Origin of the sequence: Microvirgula sp. AG722 (assembly GCF_003269145.1) — a bacterium.
In the GTDB taxonomy this organism is placed as follows: domain Bacteria; phylum Pseudomonadota; class Gammaproteobacteria; order Burkholderiales; family Aquaspirillaceae; genus Microvirgula; species Microvirgula aerodenitrificans.
The window spans coordinates 42,641-59,907 of sequence record NZ_QLTJ01000016.1; the positions used below are offsets into that span (position 1 = coordinate 42,641).

General features: G+C 64.5%; 15 protein-coding genes. 7 read left to right on the forward strand and 8 right to left on the reverse strand.

The annotated features are described in order from the left end of the window. The first annotated feature begins 6 nt into the window (after positions 1-6). Positions 7-1,116, forward strand: a complete 1,110-nt coding sequence (locus DFO50_RS15820) for an OmpA family protein (protein WP_112692853.1) — start codon at positions 7-9, stop codon at positions 1,114-1,116. A 454-nt stretch (positions 1,117-1,570) separates the two neighbouring features. Next, positions 1,571-2,314, forward strand: a complete 744-nt coding sequence (locus DFO50_RS15825) for a siderophore-interacting protein (RefSeq protein WP_028498943.1) — start codon at positions 1,571-1,573, stop codon at positions 2,312-2,314. Between the two features lie 120 nt (positions 2,315-2,434). Here the strand turns inward: DFO50_RS15825 and DFO50_RS15830 are convergent, their stop codons facing one another. Genes DFO50_RS15830 through pdhA form a run of 3 tightly spaced genes read right to left on the reverse strand, consistent with a single transcriptional unit; the run spans position 2,435 to position 5,626 of the window. After that, positions 2,435-3,538 (reverse strand): dihydrolipoamide acetyltransferase family protein, encoded by a 1,104-nt coding sequence (locus DFO50_RS15830; protein WP_028498944.1) that lies wholly within the window; start codon positions 3,536-3,538, stop codon positions 2,435-2,437. 41 nt (positions 3,539-3,579) lie between these two features. Further along, complete coding sequence (locus DFO50_RS15835; protein ID WP_028498945.1) at positions 3,580-4,557, reverse strand: alpha-ketoacid dehydrogenase subunit beta; 978 nt, start codon at positions 4,555-4,557, stop codon at positions 3,580-3,582. Beyond that, on the reverse strand, positions 4,550-5,626 hold the full coding sequence (pdhA, locus tag DFO50_RS15840) for a pyruvate dehydrogenase (acetyl-transferring) E1 component subunit alpha (RefSeq protein WP_028498946.1): 1,077 nt from the start codon (positions 5,624-5,626) through the stop codon (positions 4,550-4,552). The genes DFO50_RS15835 and pdhA overlap by 8 nt, the downstream gene beginning before the upstream one ends. A gap of 222 nt (positions 5,627-5,848) precedes the next feature. On the opposite strand from pdhA, the gene DFO50_RS15845 reads away from it, so the two are divergent. The 3 genes from DFO50_RS15845 (at position 5,849) to dnaE (ending at position 11,014) form a co-directional block, all read left to right on the forward strand. Next, the gene (locus DFO50_RS15845) at positions 5,849-6,553 is read left to right on the forward strand and encodes a hypothetical protein (RefSeq protein WP_112692854.1); all 705 of its coding nucleotides are present in this window, start codon (positions 5,849-5,851) and stop codon (positions 6,551-6,553) included. A 158-nt stretch (positions 6,554-6,711) separates the two neighbouring features. After that, on the forward strand, positions 6,712-7,524 hold the full coding sequence (locus DFO50_RS15850) for a 3'-5' exonuclease (RefSeq protein ID WP_112692855.1): 813 nt from the start codon (positions 6,712-6,714) through the stop codon (positions 7,522-7,524). Between the two features lie 52 nt (positions 7,525-7,576). Further along, entirely contained in the window at positions 7,577-11,014 is a 3,438-nt protein-coding gene (gene dnaE, locus DFO50_RS15855; RefSeq protein ID WP_028498948.1) for a DNA polymerase III subunit alpha, read from the forward strand. Positions 11,015-11,124: 110 nt separating this feature from the next. On the opposite strand, the gene panB is transcribed toward dnaE, so the two are convergent. Both panB and DFO50_RS15865 read right to left on the reverse strand, forming a co-directional pair. Further along, on the reverse strand, positions 11,125-12,021 hold the full coding sequence (gene panB, locus DFO50_RS15860) for a 3-methyl-2-oxobutanoate hydroxymethyltransferase (RefSeq protein ID WP_107889658.1): 897 nt from the start codon (positions 12,019-12,021) through the stop codon (positions 11,125-11,127). A 10-nt stretch (positions 12,022-12,031) separates the two neighbouring features. Further along, positions 12,032-12,649: a LysE family translocator gene (locus DFO50_RS15865; protein ID WP_028498950.1), complete on the reverse strand. Its 618-nt coding sequence runs from the start codon at positions 12,647-12,649 to the stop codon at positions 12,032-12,034. A 214-nt stretch (positions 12,650-12,863) separates the two neighbouring features. Here DFO50_RS15865 and DFO50_RS19910 point away from each other — a divergent pair, with 214 nt between their 5' ends. Further along, positions 12,864-13,316, forward strand: a complete 453-nt coding sequence (locus DFO50_RS19910) for an Lrp/AsnC family transcriptional regulator (protein ID WP_028498951.1) — start codon at positions 12,864-12,866, stop codon at positions 13,314-13,316. 63 nt (positions 13,317-13,379) lie between these two features. Here the strand turns inward: DFO50_RS19910 and DFO50_RS15875 are convergent, their stop codons facing one another. The 3 genes from DFO50_RS15875 to DFO50_RS15885 all read right to left on the reverse strand — a co-directional run bounded on the left by DFO50_RS15875 (position 13,380) and on the right by DFO50_RS15885 (position 16,590). Next, a complete protein-coding gene (locus DFO50_RS15875; protein WP_036385647.1) occupies positions 13,380-14,054 on the reverse strand; it encodes a M24 family metallopeptidase in 675 nt (224 codons plus the stop codon). Between the two features lie 230 nt (positions 14,055-14,284). Continuing rightward, positions 14,285-15,556 carry a RidA family protein gene (locus tag DFO50_RS15880; RefSeq protein ID WP_028498953.1) on the reverse strand — a complete coding sequence of 424 codons (1,272 nt, stop codon included), beginning with the start codon at positions 15,554-15,556 and terminating at the stop codon, positions 14,285-14,287. Positions 15,557-16,185: 629 nt separating this feature from the next. Then, positions 16,186-16,590 carry an META domain-containing protein gene (locus DFO50_RS15885; protein ID WP_028498954.1) on the reverse strand — a complete coding sequence of 135 codons (405 nt, stop codon included), beginning with the start codon at positions 16,588-16,590 and terminating at the stop codon, positions 16,186-16,188. Between the two features lie 168 nt (positions 16,591-16,758). On the opposite strand from DFO50_RS15885, the gene DFO50_RS15890 reads away from it, so the two are divergent. Next, the gene (locus DFO50_RS15890; protein ID WP_051528779.1) at positions 16,759-17,202 is read left to right on the forward strand and encodes a hypothetical protein; all 444 of its coding nucleotides are present in this window, start codon (positions 16,759-16,761) and stop codon (positions 17,200-17,202) included. The last annotated feature ends 65 nt before the right edge of the window (positions 17,203-17,267 follow it).

Here is a 17,267-nt window from a genome sequence, read left to right on the forward strand (position 1 = left end):
ACCACCATGACCATCAATCTGCTGGGCACCCTGTCACAGGCACTGGACGGCCATTTCGCCGACATGGCCGCCACCGCGGTGGCGGATACGCAGGGCAGCACCCGGCGTGCCATCGACGCCGTCGTCCCGGTGCTGCTGGGCGGGCTGGTGCGACTGGGGACCGGCCCCGCGGGCGCGGGCGCTGTCATCGACCTGCTGCAGCGCACCGACCCCGGTCCCGGCACCAGCGAACTGCCGCAGGGTATCGATACCGGCACCCTGATGACGACCGGGCGCACCCTGCTGTCGTCGCTGTTCGGCGAGCGGCTTGGCGCTATCACCGAAGCTCTCGCCGCACGGCACAGTCTCGCCACCTCGACCGTAGGCGGCGTGCTGGCGCTGGCGGCGCCGCTGCTGTCCGGCAAGCTGAAGGCCCTGATTGCCGAACGGCAACTGGATGCGGCCGGGCTCGGCCAGTTGCTGGCCGAACAGAAACCGTCGCTTGCCGGCGCGCTGCCGGCCGGCCTGCCCGGCCTCCTGGGCCTCGATGGCCTGACGGCCAGCGTCGGCACCACCGCAGCCGATGCCAGTGAGCGCATCCACGCCATCGCGCCCGATCTTCCGCCGGACAGCCCGTCGCCGCCACTGCTGCGCCGCTGGCTGCCATGGATCATTGTCCTGCTGGTGCTGCTGATGGCACTGACCCAGTTGCGCCAGTGCGGAACCGGCACGACAGCCATCGGCATCGTACCCCCGCCCGCGGCACCGGCACCGGCACAGCCGCCTGCCGCCCCGGCCAGCACCATGCCGCAGGCCGCCGCCCGCCCCGCCCCGGTCCGGCTCTACTTCGATGTCGCCTCGGTCAGCGTGCCGGATGACAGCGAGCTGCAACTGCAGGCCGTCATCGACTACGCCACGGCCCACCCGGATGCCCGGATCGCGATTTCCGGCTTCCACGACAAGACCGGCAACAGCGACCGGAATGCGGCGCTGGCCAGGGATCGCGCCAAATCGGTCAAGGCGGTTCTGGTGCTGGCCGGCATCGCGGAAGAACGCATCGATCTGGAAAAACCGCTCGAATCGACCGGCTACACCAGCGACAGGGAAGCCCGCCGCGTCGAAGTCACCGTCAGGTAGGCGGTCTTTCATTGCGCTGGCGCAATGAGCCCCCACCCGGGCAAGGCGTACCGTCATGGTGGTCCCCGCGCCGGCCCCGGCCGGCGACAGCGGGCCCGGACGGGAGAAGGCATGCGCATTGAATCGATGTCGCCAGTCGTAATACCTGCTTCAAGCTGACAGCGCTGCCGCTGGCGTACTTCCCGTGGCTGCTGGCCCTGCTGCTCGGCTACGGCCTGCTGGTGCAGGCAGAGAAAGGAGTCTACGCCCGCCGCATCGCCGTGCATGGCCGGAACGCGAGCCATGGCCACGGAAAGGCGCTCGACCCTGTGCGGAAAATGTGCCCGGAGCGGCTGTTTGCGGGGTTTTGACGGGGGTTTCGCTGCCGTTGGCAATGCGAGTTTCCAGAGACAGGGATCGCTTTTATGCTAACCGGAATTCATGAGCAATTGCTCGCATTTATCCGGAACCTGTCATGACCTTCTCCCTTCCCCGCCGCCAGCCACAAATCGTGGCCCAGGTTGTTGCCGCCCGGACCGTCACCCCGCACATGCGTCGCCTGACCCTGGGCGGGCCGACGCTGCATACGCTGCTGTCGACCGACGGCATCGACGCCCCGGCCGCCTGGGTCAAGATTTTCCCGCCCGGACGCGAAGGCCGTGCCTATACCGTGCGCCACGTGGACCGCGCCGCCGGCACGCTGGATATCGACTTCGTGCTGCATGGTGATGAGCGCCATGACGACGGTTCGGTATCGGCCTGGGCACGGCAGGCCGCCATCGGTGCCGGTCTCGGCATTGCCGGCCCGCGCCACGGCGGGTTTGCCCTGCAGGCCGATGCCCGCTGGCTGTGGCTGGCCGCCGACGCCAGCGCGCTGCCGGCCATTCAGCGCATTCTGGAAACCCTGCCCGCCGATCTCGATGTGCACGTACTGGCGCTGGTCACCGACGCACGCGAACGCCAGCCGCTGCCGACCCGGGCCCGCCTGCAGGAAACCTGGCTGTATGCCGATGCGCCAGGTGCCGACATCGACGCCCTGCAGGCCGACGTCTTCGACCGCGCACGACGGCTCGGCCATGACGGCCAGGTGTGGATCGCCGGGGAGTCCGGTCTGGTCAGGCACTGGCGCAGCCTGTGGTCGCCGCTGACGCCGGCGCAGTTGAGCGCCAAAGGTTACTGGAAACACGGAGAGCGCGATCACCGCGACCGGGAGGGCTGAAATCATCCCGCCGCCACGGACGGTGTCATCCGGAGGGCGAGCGCCGACGCCACCGTGGCCGCCGTCGCTCGCCGCCATGAGTCTGGCCGGGCGGACCTTGCATCCGCCCGGGGGGCACGCTTATGCCCCGGCTTCGAGATCCGCGATCAGGACCTTCAGGAAACGCGCAGCCTCAATGCCGGTGGCCGCGCGGTGGTCGAAGGTCAGCGACATCGGCAACAGCCGGTGCACCGCCACCTGGTCACCGACGGCCACTGGCTGCTTGCGCGCCCGGCCGGCGCCGACAATGGCGACGGTCGGCGGCACGATGACCGGGCTCGCGTAACGACCGGCCACCATGCCGAAGTTCGACAGGGTGATGGTATTGCCGCGCAGATCCTCCGGTGCGACCGCGCGGTTGCCGACATCGACCTTCATCTGTTCGATCGCCGCCCGCAGATCGTCCTTGTCGCGGCCACCGACATCGCGCAGCACCGGCACGAACAGCGCATCGGCCATGTCCAGCGCGATGCCCAGATCGACCTGGGCCAGCTTGCGGATGCCGAGCGCCTTGGCGTCGTACCACGCATTCAGTACCGGCACCGCCCTGCAGGCAGCGACGATGGCGCGGATCAGCCGCCAGGTGGTGTCCTCGCCGGCCGCCCAGCCGTGGATGTCGGCATCCTCGGTCAGGGTGACGGCGGCGACTTCCTCGTGCGCCCGCGCCATGATCTGCGCCATGGCCCGGCGCGGACCGCGCAGGGTTTCCATCGGCGTGACGCTGGCCAGAATCTTCGACACCCGTTCGACATCACTGGCGAGAATGGTGCCGTCCGGACCGCTGGGCGTGACAATGGCCAGATCGATGCCGAGCTTGGACGCCAGCGCCCGTACCGCCGGCATCGCCCTGACGCCACGACCGGCGGCCGCCTGTGCCGGCTCGATATCTTCGCGCACCGACTCGCTGACCGCCTTGACGTCGCCGACCACGGTGCCGCTGTCGCCGGCCTCGCCGTCGTCGATATCGATCAGCGCCGACGCCAGCGGCACGATGTCGCCGGCCTTGACGTGCAGGCGGGCCACACGGCCGGCAAACGGTGACGGTACATCGACGATGGCCTTGGCGGTTTCCACCGACAGCAACGGCTGGTCGACCACCACGTGGTCGCCCTCGCCGACATGCCAGCTGACGATTTCGGCTTCTTGCAACCCCTCGCCGAGATCGGGCAGATGGAAGGTTTTCATGGTTTTCCCCTTGTAGGTATGCAGCAGCGCGGCAAGGCCGCTCAGAAAGACATCGTCCGCGACACGGCGGCCAGGATGCGTTCCACGCTGGGCAGGTATTCGTCCTCGCGCCGCGCCAGCGGCAGCGGAATATCGAAGCCGGTCACCCGTTCCACCGGCGCCAGCAGGCTCATCAGTCCGCGTTCGGCCAGCTGGGCGGCGATGTCGGCGCCGACGCCGCCGGTGCGAGCCGCCTCGTGCACGATCACGCAGCGACCGGTGCGCGCCACCGAGGCAAGGATGGTGTCGATGTCCAGCGGCTTGACCGTCGCCACGTCGATGACCTCGGCGCTGATGCCCTGCCCGGCCAGCCGGTCGGCCGCCTGCAGCGTCTCGCGCACCGCCGCGCCCCAGCTGACCAGGGTCACGTCGCTGCCTTCGCGCAGCGTGAAGCAGGCGCCGAGTGGCAGCGCCGTGCCGTCATCGCTGACCGGCTCCTTAAGCAGCCGGTACAAGCGGGTCGGCTCAAGGAAAATGACCGGGTCGGGATCGCGGATCGCCGCCAGCAGCAGCCCGTAGGCACGCACCGGCGAGCTGGGGATCACCACTTTCAGACCCGGCACATGGGCGAGCCAGGCTTCAGGCGATTCACCATGGTGTTCCGGCGCGTGGATGCCGCCGCCGACCGGCGTGCGCAGCACCATCGGGCAGGTCAGCCGGCCACGGGTACGATGGCGCATGCGTGCCGCCTGGTTGATCAACTGGTCGAAGGTCGAATACATGAAACCGGCGAACTGGATCTCGCACACCGGCTTCATGCCCTGGGCCGCCATGCCGACCGCCATGCCGGCAATCAGCGTTTCCGCCAGCGGCGTATCGAACACCCGCGCCTCGCCAAAGCGGGCCTGCAGCCCCTGGGTGGCGCGGAACACGCCGCCATTCGCCCCGACATCCTCGCCGAACACGGCAACGTCCGGATCGGCTTGCAGCTCATGCGCCAGCGCGGTGGTGATGGCTTCGAGCAGGGTCATTTCAGTCATGGCCGGCTCCTTCCGCATCGAGCAGGAATGCATCGCGCTGCCGGCGCAGATCGGCCGGCAACTCGGCGTACAGATAATCGAACAGGTCCTGGCGCGGCATCAGCGGCGTGGCCAGGTAGCGCTCGACGGCCGCGGTCACCTGCGCGCCGATTTCGGCGATCAGCGCTTCCTCGTCCTGCTTGCTCCAGCGCTTCTGGTCGGCCAGGTAGTGACGCAGACGCGCTACCGGTTCATTGGCCCAGGCCGCGCTGACTTCGGCTTCGTCGCGATAACGGCGCGCATCGTCGGCAGTGGTGTGATCGGACAGCCGGTAGGTCACGCACTCGACCAGACTGGCGCCCTCCCCGCGCCGGGCGCGTTCGACCGCCCGGCCGATCGCGTCGCGGACGGCGATCGGATCATTGCCGTCGCACTGCTCGCCGGGAATGCCGGCGGCGATGGCCTTCTGCGCGAAACTGACCGCCAGCGTCTGCCGGCTGCGCGGCACCGAGATGGCCCACTGGTTGTTGGTGATGACGAAGACCACCGGCAGCTGCATCACCCCGGCCGCATTCATCGCCTCGTAGAAATCGCCCTTGGATGACGCACCGTCTCCCAGGCAGCACACTGCCACCCGGGGCGACTGGCGAGACTTGAATGCCTGGGCCACACCGACAGCGTGACAGCACTGGCTGGCGATCGGCACCGCGATCGGAAAGTCTTCGCGCGGGCCGGCAAAATCGCTGCCGCGCTCGTCACCGCCCCAGTACAGCAGGATTTCCTCCATCCGTACCCCGCGCCACAGCATGGCACCGGTTTCACGGTAGGTCGGCAACAGCACGTCCTCGGGCCGCATCACACTGGCGAGGCCGACGCTGACCGCTTCCTGGCCCAGTGACGACGGATAAGTACGCAACTGGCCGGTACGCTGCAAAGCGACCGCCTTGGCGTCGAAGGCGCGGGTCAGCATCATGCCGCGATAGACCGGTACCAGCCGGTCGGGGTCGAAACCGGCCGGCGGGGCCGGCAGATGGCCGTGCGAGTCCAGATAGGCCACGCGCGGGACCCGGAAGGTAGCCACAGTATCCATTTTCAGGGGTCTCCTCTTTATTTTGGATAGGGAATGGCAAGTTCGATTGTCAGACACCTTGTGGGCGTCAGCTCAAAGGTAGGCGGGAAAAAGCGGCGTGTCATTCTGCGTTGCAGCAGGATGCGGATCGGGGCGGCATTTGCCGGCAAAGAGATGATGAGTGGATAATTGGCGGCGAAAATAAATTCAATTGCTATTCACCCATACCCCCGGGAAATCCTGATGTTGATACTCACTGGCCTCGCCGCCCTGATCGGACTCGTGTTTCTGCTGATCGCCGTGCTGGGATTGATTGCGCCGGCCCTGTTCAGGAACCGGAAAACCGGCGACACCCCGCCCCGTACCCATCTGCTGTCGGGTGGTCTGCTTGCGGCCCTGATCGCCTTCGGCGTTGCCGGCGGGCTGTATCCGAAAGCCGGGGATGGCGCGGCAGCGCCCGCGCCGGTCCTCGACCCGGCGGAAGCCGTGCAGTCGGGCAAGGGGCTGGGCATGACGCCGGAAGGATTCCGGAAATCATTCAATGCCATTGCCGGTGAAGAAGATCCCCGCTACGCCATTCCCAGGCTGACCATCAGCTCCGGAGAAAAAAACGATACCTTTACCCATCAGTTTTCCAGGCAGGCCGGCATCATGGGCGCGGTCAGCAAGCAGGACGGTTCCCTGGAATATGTGATGCTGGTCACATCCGGTTCAAAAACAGACAATTCGGAAAATGTGCGGTCGCTGGCCATGCTGCTGTTCGCCGCCCAGGCCTTGAACCCGGCCGTCCCCAGGGACGAGAACAATCAGGCGGTCATTGCGCTGGTCAAGGAAGCTGTCGCCAATATCAGCAGCCCGAAACCCGTCTCGCAACGGGTCGGCAAGCTCGAATACAGCGCGACAGCCTCCGACGTGACCGGACTGATGTTCTCCATTGGCCGCCCATAAGGCCGTTTCCGGCCTTGCATTGCTGAATGCGGTCCCGGACATGCCGCCAATGCCGACGGCATGCTCCCCGTTTCTCCCGCGCCACATTCCTGCACGCAGACACGACAGCCCGCCCCCCAGGCTCTAGAATCCGGGCACGATTTTCCGGATTCTTCCCCATGCACGCCGTTCTCGCCTTCGACATCGAAACCATCCCCGACATCTCCGGCCTGCGCGCCATCCACGACCTGTCGCCGGACATGCCCGACACCGACGTGGCCGAATGGGCCTTGCAGCGCCAGCGCGCCAGGAACGGCTCGGATTTCCTGCCGCATCACCTGCACCGGGCGGTGGCGATTTCCTGCGTGCTGCGCTGGGGTCAGGACAAGCTGCACATTGCCACGCTCGGCAGCGCCGACAGCAGCGAGCGCGACATGATCGCCGCGTTTTTCGCCCTGGTGGAAAAGTACACGCCGCAGCTGATCAGCTGGAACGGCGGCGGCTTCGACCTGCCCGCGCTGCAGTACCGTGCGCTGATCAACGGCATTGCCGCGCCGCGCTACTGGGACCAGGGCGACGGCGACTACGCCGACAGCCGCGATTTCAAGTGGAACAACTACATCAGCCGCTATCACTCCCGCCATCTGGACCTGATGGACGTCATGGCGCTGTACCAGCCGCGCGCCAGTGCGCCGCTGGACGACATCGCCAGGCTGTGCGGTTTCCCCGGCAAGCTCGGCATGGACGGCAGCAAGGTCTGGCAGGCCTTTCAGGACGGCCGGATCAACGATATCCGCGACTACTGCGAAACCGACGCAGCCAACACCTATCTGGTATTCCTCCGCTTCCAGCTGCTGCGCGGCGCGCTGTCGCCCGACGAGTACGCGGCAGAAGTCGCCCGCGTCCGCGACTGGGTCGCGCAGCAGGCCGGCGACCATCCGCACTGGCAGGCGTTTGCCGGTGCCTGGCCGGCAGAGGGTCGGCCAGTCTGAGCCGGCGAGCAGCAATTTTCGTCCTGCCGCCATCGCAAGGTAAAATGCCCGGATGACTACACCCCGTTTCGTTCACCTTCGCCTGCACACCGAATTTTCCGTCACCGACGGCATCACCCGCGTCGATGACGCGGTGAAGCGCGCCGTTGGCGAACGCATGCCCGCGCTGGGCATCTCCGACCTGATGAACCTGTTCGGCATGGTCAAGCATTACAAGGCCTGCCTGAAGCAGGGCGTGAAGCCGATTATCGGCGTCGACGCCTGGCTCGAAAACGAGACTGACCGTGACCAGCCGTTCCGCCTGCTGCTGATCGCGATGAACCGCACCGGCTATCACCGCCTGTGCGAGCTGATGACCGATGCCTACCGCACCAACCAGTATCGCGGCCGCGCCGAACTGAAGCGCGAGTGGCTGGATGCGGCATCGTGCGAACACCTGATCCTGGTGTCCGGCGCCCAGTTCGGTGACGTCGGCCAGGCCCTGCTGGCCGGCAATCTGGAACAGGCGCGGCAACGCGCCACCGAGTGGCAGACACGTTTTCCCGGCCGCTGCTATCTGGAGATCCAGCGCATCGGCAAACCGGAGGTCGAAACCTGCGTTGACCGCACGCTGTGGCTGGCCGGCGAAACCGGACTGCCGGTGGTCGCCACCCACCCGATCCAGTTCCTCGACCAGGACGACTTCAAGGCGCACGAAGCCCGGGTCTGCATTGCCGAGGGCGAAATGCTCGGCAACCCGAAGCGCCCGCGCCGCTATACCGACCAGCAGTACTTCAAGTCTGCCGACGACATGGCGGCGCTGTTTGCCGACGTGCCGGAAGCACTGGAAAACAGCGTCGAGATCGCCCGTCGCTGCAATATCGAGATCGAACTCGGCAAGAACTACCTGCCGCTGTTCCCGACCCCGGCCGGCATGACGCTGGACGACTACCTGGTCCACCGCGCCGAAGAAGGTCTGGTCGAGCGCATGCAGGCGCTGTACCCGGATGAAGCGCTGCGCGAGCAGAACATGCCGCGCTACCGCGACCGGCTGAAGTTCGAGCTCGACACCATCATCCAGATGGGCTTCCCGGGCTACTTCCTGATCGTGGCCGACTTTATCAACTGGGCCAAGGGCAACGGCTGCCCGGTCGGTCCGGGCCGGGGTTCCGGCGCCGGCTCGCTGGTTGCCTTCAGCATCGGCATTACCGACATCGACCCGCTGGCCTACGCCCTGCTGTTCGAGCGCTTCCTGAACCCGGAACGGGTGTCGATGCCTGACTTCGACATCGACTTCTGCCAGGACAATCGCTGGCGCGTGATCGAGTATGTGCGCGAGAAATACGGCGCCGACGCCGTCAGCCAGATCGCCACCTTCGGCACCATGGCCGCCAAGGCCGTGGTGCGCGACGTCGGTCGCGTGCTCGATCTGCCGTACTCGTTCTGCGACGGGCTGTCGAAGCTGATCCCGGCCGCGCCGGGCAAGCAGTACTCGCTCGACGACGCGGTCGAGATGGAGCCGACGCTGAAGGAACGCATCGCCAACGAGGAAGAAGTCGCCGAGCTGTGGACGCTGGCGAAGAAACTCGAAGGCGTGACCCGCAATATCGGCATGCATGCCGGCGGCGTGCTGATCGCCCCGGGGCAGATCGTCGACTTCTGCCCGATGTACCAGGCGTCCGGTGATGACGCATCGCCGGTGTCGATGCTCGACAAGGGCGACGTCGAGGAAGTCGGTCTGGTCAAGTTCGACTTTCTCGGCCTGCGCAACCTGACCATCATCGAGCTGGCAGTCGAATACATCCACAAGCTCGATCCGAAGTTCGACATCGACCTCAACCACATGGGCTTCGACGACGTCGCCGCCTATCGCATCCTGCAGCAGGCCAACACCACCGCCGTGTTCCAGCTCGAATCGGACGGGATGAAGAAGCTGCTGGAAAAGCTCAAGCCCGACCGCTTCGAAGACATCATCGCCGTGCTGGCACTGTATCGTCCGGGCCCGCTCGGCTCGGGCATGGTCGACGACTTCATCCTGCGCAAGGCCGGCAAGCAGGCCGTCGACTACTTCCACCCCGACCTGACCGCGTGTCTCGATCCGACCTATGGCGTGATCGTGTACCAGGAACAGGTGATGCAGATCTCGCAGATCATCGGCGGCTACACGCTCGGCGGCGCCGACATGCTGCGGCGGGCGATGGGCAAGAAAAAAGCCGAGGAGATGGACAAGCACCGCGGGCTGTTCGTCGCCGGCGCGCTGAAGAACGGCTACAAGCAGGAACTGGCCGAGTACCTGTTCGACCTGATGGCGAAATTCGCCGAGTACGGCTTCAACAAGTCGCACACCGCCGCCTACGCCGTGGTCAGCTACCAGACCGCATGGCTGAAGGCGCACTACCCGTCGGCATTCATGGCCGCGACCATGTCGTCGGAACTGGACAATACCGACCAGTTGCGGGTGTTCTACGACGATTCGCTGAAAAACGGGCTGGTGTTCCTGCCGCCGGACGTCAACGAGGGCTTCTACCGCTTCGTGCCGACCGATGGCAAGCACATCCGCTATGCGCTCGGCGCGGTCAAGGGCACCGGCGAAGCCGCGGTCGAGCATATCGTCGAGGTCCGCCGCGAAGGCCGCTTTACCGACCTGTTCGACTTCTGCCGCCGCACTGACAAGCGTCTGGTCAACCGCCGCACCATCGAGGCGCTGATCCGTGCCGGCGCCTTCGACGCCATCGACGACAACCGTGCCAAACTGCTGGCCAACGTCGAACTGGCGATGTCGGTCGCCGAGCAGGAAGCCGAGAACATCAACCAGGGCGGCCTGTTCGACATGTTCGAGGCCGAGGACGTGCCGACGGTGGACATGGTCGACGTCAAGCCGTGGGACGAGGCCACCCGGCTGACCGAGGAAAAGACCGCCATCGGCTTCTTCCTGTCCGGTCATCCGTTCCATGCCTACGAATCAACCGTGCGCCGCTTTATCCGCACGCCGCTGAACCGGCTGTCGCCGAAGAAGGAACCGCAGTGGCTGGCCGGCACCATTACCGGCATCCGCACCAAGATCGGCAACCGCGGCAAGATGGCATTCATCCAGCTCGACGACGGCTCGGCCAAGGTCGAAGTGTCGATCTTCAGCGAGGCGTTCGACGAGGCCCGCCACAAGCTGAAGGAAGACGTGGTGCTGGTGGTGTCCGGCAAGGTCAGCCATGACGACTTTACCGGCGGCATGCGCATCGTCGCCGACACCGTGTTCGATCTGGCCGAGGCCAAAAGCCAGTTCGCCAAGGCGCTGACCGTCGACATGCCGTCGTCGCGCGCCGACCTGAACCGGCTGCGCACGCTGATCTCGCCGCACGTCGGCGGCGGCTGCCCGCTGCGCATCGACTACCGCAACGCCGACGCGCGCTGCCTGCTCCAGCTTGGCGACGACTGGCGGGTCAAGCTCGACGACGGCATGCTGGCGGCGCTGCGCGAATGGCTCGGCGAGCAGGCGGTGAAGGTGGTGTTCTGATTCCGGGAAGGGAAAGTTCCTCGCCCCGGTAAAGAAAAAATGGCTGCGCCCTGTCAGGGCGCAGCCATTTGACCATCCGGACATGCCGGAGCAGCCCGGTGCGGCAAACATCACCAGCCATGCAGCCCGTTATCGGGAAATGACCCGTCCTTGACCGCCCGGACATAGGCGGCGAACGCCGCCCGCACCTCGCCGGTCTCCAGCATGAAGTTGCGCACGAACTTCGCCATGCGCCCCAGATTGAGGCCCAGCATGTCATGCATGACCAGTACCTGCCCGGCAGTGCCGTTTCCGGCGCCAATGCCGATGGTGGCGCAGGCAGTCATGTCACCGGTAACGGTCGCGGCCAGCCGGGCGGGCACCATTTCCAGCACCATCATCGTGGCGCCGGCCTGATCCAGCGCCACGGCATCCGCCCGCAGACGCTGCGCTGCCACGTCGTCGCGGCCCTGCACCCGGTAGCCGCCCAGCGCCGAGACCGTTTGCGGCGTCAGCCCCAGATGCCCGCAGACGGGGATGCCCCGCTCGACCAGAAAAGCCACGATATCGGTGGTCCAGCCGCCGCCCTCCAGCTTGACCATCTGTGCGCCGGCCTGCATCAGCTGCACGGCGGAACGGATCGCCTGATCGCGCGAGACCTGATAAGCGCCGAAAGGCAGATCGGTCACGATCAGCGCTCCGCCGCCCGCCCGGGCCAGCCCTTGCGCAACACAGCGGGTGTGATACTGCATGCTCTCCAGCGACACGCCGACGGTACTGGTCTGCCCCTGGCACACCATGCCCAGCGAATCGCCAACCATGATGCAGTCGACGCCGGCCGCATCGGCCACGGCAGCGAAAGTGGCATCATAGGCGGTCAATATGGCGATTTTCTCGCCGCCGGCCCGCATCCCGGCAATCTGCCGGGTGGTGACCTGTCCGCGCGGGCGCGTCGACGGACCTGGCGCCTGGTCACTGGGCGGCTGTGCTTCACCGCCAAGGCTGGCGGGAATCCGGTCTTTGCTCATGGGAACCCCCTCAGTGAATGGCCTGTTCGGTGAACAGCAGCAAGGCGATAACGACCATTGCCGCACCGGAAAACCGGCTCACGACCCGCGCGGCCTGCGGGCGGGTCTGCAGCACGGCCTGGGCACTGAAACCGACCAGCAGATAGACCACGGCGCAGCTGAGCAGATGCACCATCCCGAGCGCCATGATCTGTGCCGGTATCGACCAGGCCGCGGCCGGATCGGTGAACTGCGGCAGCAGTGCCAGGAACAGCAGGAACACTTTGGGGTTCAGCCCGCTGACACAGGTGCCCTTCAGCGTCCAGCGCGCCCATGAGCGGGACCCGGCGGTCTCACCGGCACGCGGCTGCGGCGGATGACGCAGCATGCCGATCCCCAGCCACAGCAGATAGGTGGAACCGGCCACGGTCAGCACGGTCAGCACCGCCGGATTGCTGGCCACCAGCGCCCCGACGCCAGCCGCCACCACCAGTGTCGCGATCAGATGACCAAGCAGCAGCCCGGCCACGGCAGGCACCACCACCCGGCCCAGCATGCCGGCGGAAATCGCATAGGCCCAGTCCACCCCCGGCGTGATGATGAACAGGATCGACACCACCCAGAATGCCGCAAAGATGCTGGGCGTCATGATTGCCGCTCCTGACCCGACCAGCAGATACAGCACGGCGCACCAGCGCGGCCCGCCTGTCCCCGGCATCGACACCGAGATTTTTCCATTTCATTCCGCTCCAGAAGTAAATATTTCCAAATTCATGTTGCTGTTGGAAATAATATTCTCCGGAAGCTAGAATGTGCTTTCAATTCCTTGTGCCGGCATTACCGTTTTTGGGAAAATTTTCTACATGGACAAGATTGATTGCAGGATTCTTGCCGAGCTCCAGGCCGACGGGCGCCTTTCCGTCACCGAGCTGGCAGAGCGGGTCGGACTCAGCGTCTCCCCCTGCCACCGCCGGGTCCGGGCGCTGGAGCAGTCCGGCGCCATCCAGGGCTATCACGCCCGTCTCGACCCGGTGAACCTCGGGCTGAATTTCTCCGCCATCGTCTTCGTCACCCTGCGCGACGGCGATCACAACGCCGTCCAGGCCTTCGAGGCCTCGCTGGCGGACGTGCCGCAGGTGGTTCAGGCACAACGGCTGTTCGGCGATCCCGACTACCTGCTCCACGTCATCACCCGCGACCTGCCCGCCTTCCAGCAGCTGTACGATGAACGCCTGTCGACACTGCCCAGTGTCCAGCGGCTGATCTCCACCCTGGTGATGAAGAATGTGGTGCAGGACCGGCAGTTGCCGCTGTGAGCGGGCACGGCGCTCCGGCAGCGTCGAATAAAGGGCAAGGCCGATCACCGTCGGCCGATCGGGTTACGCCCGGACCAGCAGGTCCTCGTAAAAAGCTCCGTATTCACCGGCCGGATCGGCAATCTGGATTTCAAGAATCCACAAGCCCGTATCCGGGCAGTCGGCGAAATCGCCCAGATTGCCGGCCTTGTAGATCGCATGCGGAAAGTCGGACACGCGGTGGCCCCTGATCTCGGGATTGAGCACCCAGCCCATCGCGCTGGCGCGTTCCTCCGCAAAGCGGTAGAGCGCCGGTCCGGCCAGATTGTCGTGCAGCCATTTTTCCCTGACCTCATCCCAGAGTTGCCGCGCCGCCGCCGCACAGGCCAGCTTGCGCGGGTCCTGACCGACGACAAAGGTCGCGCCGGCATCCCCTTCATGCCCTTCCCACACCACGCCCAGGTCGATAAAGAAAATGTCGTCTTCCCCGAGCCGGTTGTCCGGGTCGATCTTCTCGCTGAAGATTTTCAGGGTGCTGCGGCCGAAGCGGACCAGGATGCCGTGCCAGATGCGGTCCATGCCCATGTCTTCGAGCACGGTCCTGGCCAGCTCCTTCGCCTGCAGCTCGGTCATGCCGGGCCGGACCCGTCCGGCAATCCGGTGCACGGCTTCCATGGTCCTGTCGCGGGCAAGCTTCATCTTGTCCAGCGAGAACGAAGCACCGACGGCTTCTTTTGCGGCAAGGGCGATCTCTGACATGCAATGCTCCATCCGGATGGGTAGCCGATGATCTTATTCCAGAAGAATCAGCCGGCCCAGCGCGGTGCGGGCATCAGGCAGGGAGCGCCGAAAGCCGGCCGCCGTAAAACGGAAAAAGGAAGCCGAAATGAATTTCAGCTTCCTTTTTCACGGTCGGGACAGGCGATTACGCCTTCCCGCAGGCATCAACAGGCAACGATGGCCGTTGCCTGTTCAACAGCTTGTGCCTGTTATGCCTTGCGCGGGGTGCCTTCAGCATGCGCGACAACGGCTTCGATCTGGACCAGGGCATTGTTCGGCAGAACGGAAACGCCAACGGTCCGGCGGGCCGGCACGCCGCCCGGGAAGTATGCCGTGTAGGCTTCGTCCACAGCGCTCATGTCGTCGATGTTCTTGACGAAGACGTTGACCTTGACCACATCAGCCATGACGTGGTTGATGCTTTCCACGATAGCCTTGATGTTTTTCAGGCACTGGGCAGCCTGTTCCTTCACACCACCGGCAACCAGAGCACCCGTTTTCGGGTCCAGCGGCAGCTGGGCCGAAATGTGGTTGTAATGGGAGAAAGCAACGGTTTGCGTCGAAAGGGCGCTCTGCGGTGCATTTTCGGTGTTGTTCGCCTTGATGACGATCCCGTGACGGTCTTCAACCAGTTGCGGCGGCGTACCGTCACCGTGCGACACGACGGCTTCGATTTGCACCAGCGCATCCAGCGGCAGGCCGGCGACGGCAACGGCAGTGCGTGCCGGCACATAGGCGACGGCGCGGGCAATGGCCGAATCCGGGAAGAACGTCGTATACACTTCGTTCACGGCGTCAAGATCCGAGAAGTTCTTGAGGAAGATGTTGATCTTGACGATATCGTCGAAAGGAACGTCGATGCTTTCCAGAATGGCCTTGATGTTCTTGAGGCACTGGGCAGCCTGTTCTTTCACGCCACCGGCGACCAGCTTGCCGGATTCCGGATCGATCGGCAGTTGGGCGGAAATGTTGTTGTAGTGGGAGAACGCGACGGTTTGCGTGGACAGCGGGCTGGTCGGAGCGTTTTTCGTGTTGCGGGCGAGCTTGATCAGGTCGCCGGCTTGCGGTGCGCCCGGGATGGTGCCGACACCATTCGAAACCAGCGCTTCGACTTGCACCAGTGCATTCAGGGGCAATGCAGCAACGGCGACGGTCGTCAGTGCCGGCACATAGCCCGGGAAGAAGGTTGCGTAGACGGCATTGACCGCGTCAATGTCGGCAATGTTTTTGACGAAAATGGAAATGCGAACAATATCGTCCATCGAATGGGCGACACTTTCGACCACTGCCTTGATGTTCTTGAAGCACTGTTCGGCTTGTTCTTTCACGCCACCGGCAACCAGCTTGCCCGTCTTCGGATCAACCGGCAATTGAGCCGAAAGGTTATTGTAATGAGAGAAAGCAACAGTTTGCGAATAAGGACCCATCGCCTTCGGCGCATTTTCCGTATTCCGTGCCAGGACTGCGTTATAGCCGCTCATAATAATACTCACCTTTTTTTGTTGGGTTTTAGTGGGTTGCGTGGCATGCACGTGTTCCACCCTCGTTAATGACAGTTGCTACGGGTCTATCCAGGCGACGGACCTTAGCCTGCAGTAAATTTGTGGAGGCAGGTTACGTCAAGGATCAGGCGCAAGTCAATATAGCGAATCGCCGTGTTTTTCTGCTTTTTGCACCGTTATGACGAGTATATATCAGGGGAAAAATGGAATCACCCCTGCGTGCCGGGCACGGTTTGCACGGGAACAAAAATTCCAAACGAGTAAACCGCACACCAAACCGCATATTCTCACTTCGCATGCCGGTATGAAGTGGCCCATTCCGCGTCGCAATATTGATCATGCGTTATTATTTTTGCTGTTTTAAACAAAAAACTAGATCTACAGCAAAGTTATTGCCGAAAAAGTAACGTAGGCAAAAACAGGACGTGCGAAATATCGACATTTTTTTGTCGTTCACGGACATGAGTTAATGACAACCGGCCAGAATGTTTAATCGGCGGCATTGAATGCCAATGTCGCAAATGGAAAATACGGCGTCGCAAAAAATCCCGGCCAGTATCCCGAAAAACAAAAGGACCAGCGTCCCGCCAGTCCCTCCTCCCCGGCCGCTACTTCGGCAGCACCACCGGCGTCCGCTTCAATGTGATCTGTTGCCCTTCACTGCCAATCACCAGCGTGCTGCGGTCCTTCAGCACGAATGGCGGGTTGGACTGGAAAAAGTCCATCACCGCGTTCTCGGCCGGCATCATCGCCGCCGTGCAGGCACGGCTGTCGGCCTTGATGGTGCCGAAGACCAGCCGGTTGTCCTGGGCCGAGACCGGTGCGCCGAAGCGGTTGCACTGGGTCGAGGCCAGCATTTGCCCATCAAGGATTTTCACGGTCAGGCCGTCGCTGGTCGCCCAGTTGCCGGCCGGCAGCGCAGCGCCCGGGGCAGCGGCGTTCTGGCCGGTCGCGCAGCCGGCGACCAGCGCCACGGCGAGTACGGCGGAAGAAAGGGAGACGAGATGTTTCATCGGCGGGACCTCCTGTCGGATGCTGCGTCACGATTGCGACGCCAGCTACCTTACTAGCACAGACTGACGGCAAGCACCGCGTCACAGCGCCATGCCGGCGGCCTGAGCCAGATCAAGCGAAAGCGACACGCGTGCCGAAAACCGCCCGGATTGCCCTAGTCTGGCGGCATGAAGACCTCTGCCCTCCCGCTGCGCCTTGCCCTGCTCGCTGCCGCCGCGACAGCGCTGGCCTGGTTTGGCTGGCTGATGCTGCGCCAGCCGGCTGCGGCCGCCGTTGAAGACGTGCTGGTGTCCTGCGCCAGCCTGCGCCAGGGCTGTACCGTCGACGGCATGCGCATCGCCACCCTGTCGGCCCCCAGCGCCAACCAGCCGTTCGTGGTCGATATCGTTGCGCCGTCGCAACCGGTACTGCTGTTCGAAATGGCCGACATGGCCATGGGCGTCGCCCGCTTCACCCCGACCCGGCGCGCCGATGGCCACTGGCAGGCGCAGGTCGGTCTGCCGGTGTGCGTCAGCGGCTCCAGCGCCTGGCTGATGACGATCGAGGTCGGCGGCAAGCGCTATCAGCTGCCGTTTACCGCCGCAGCGCGGGGCGACGCGCCAGCGCCCTGAGGCCGTTGATACGAGTCAAGGCGCCTGACATGGCAAGTGCATTACCCTGAGCTCATCTGAATTAC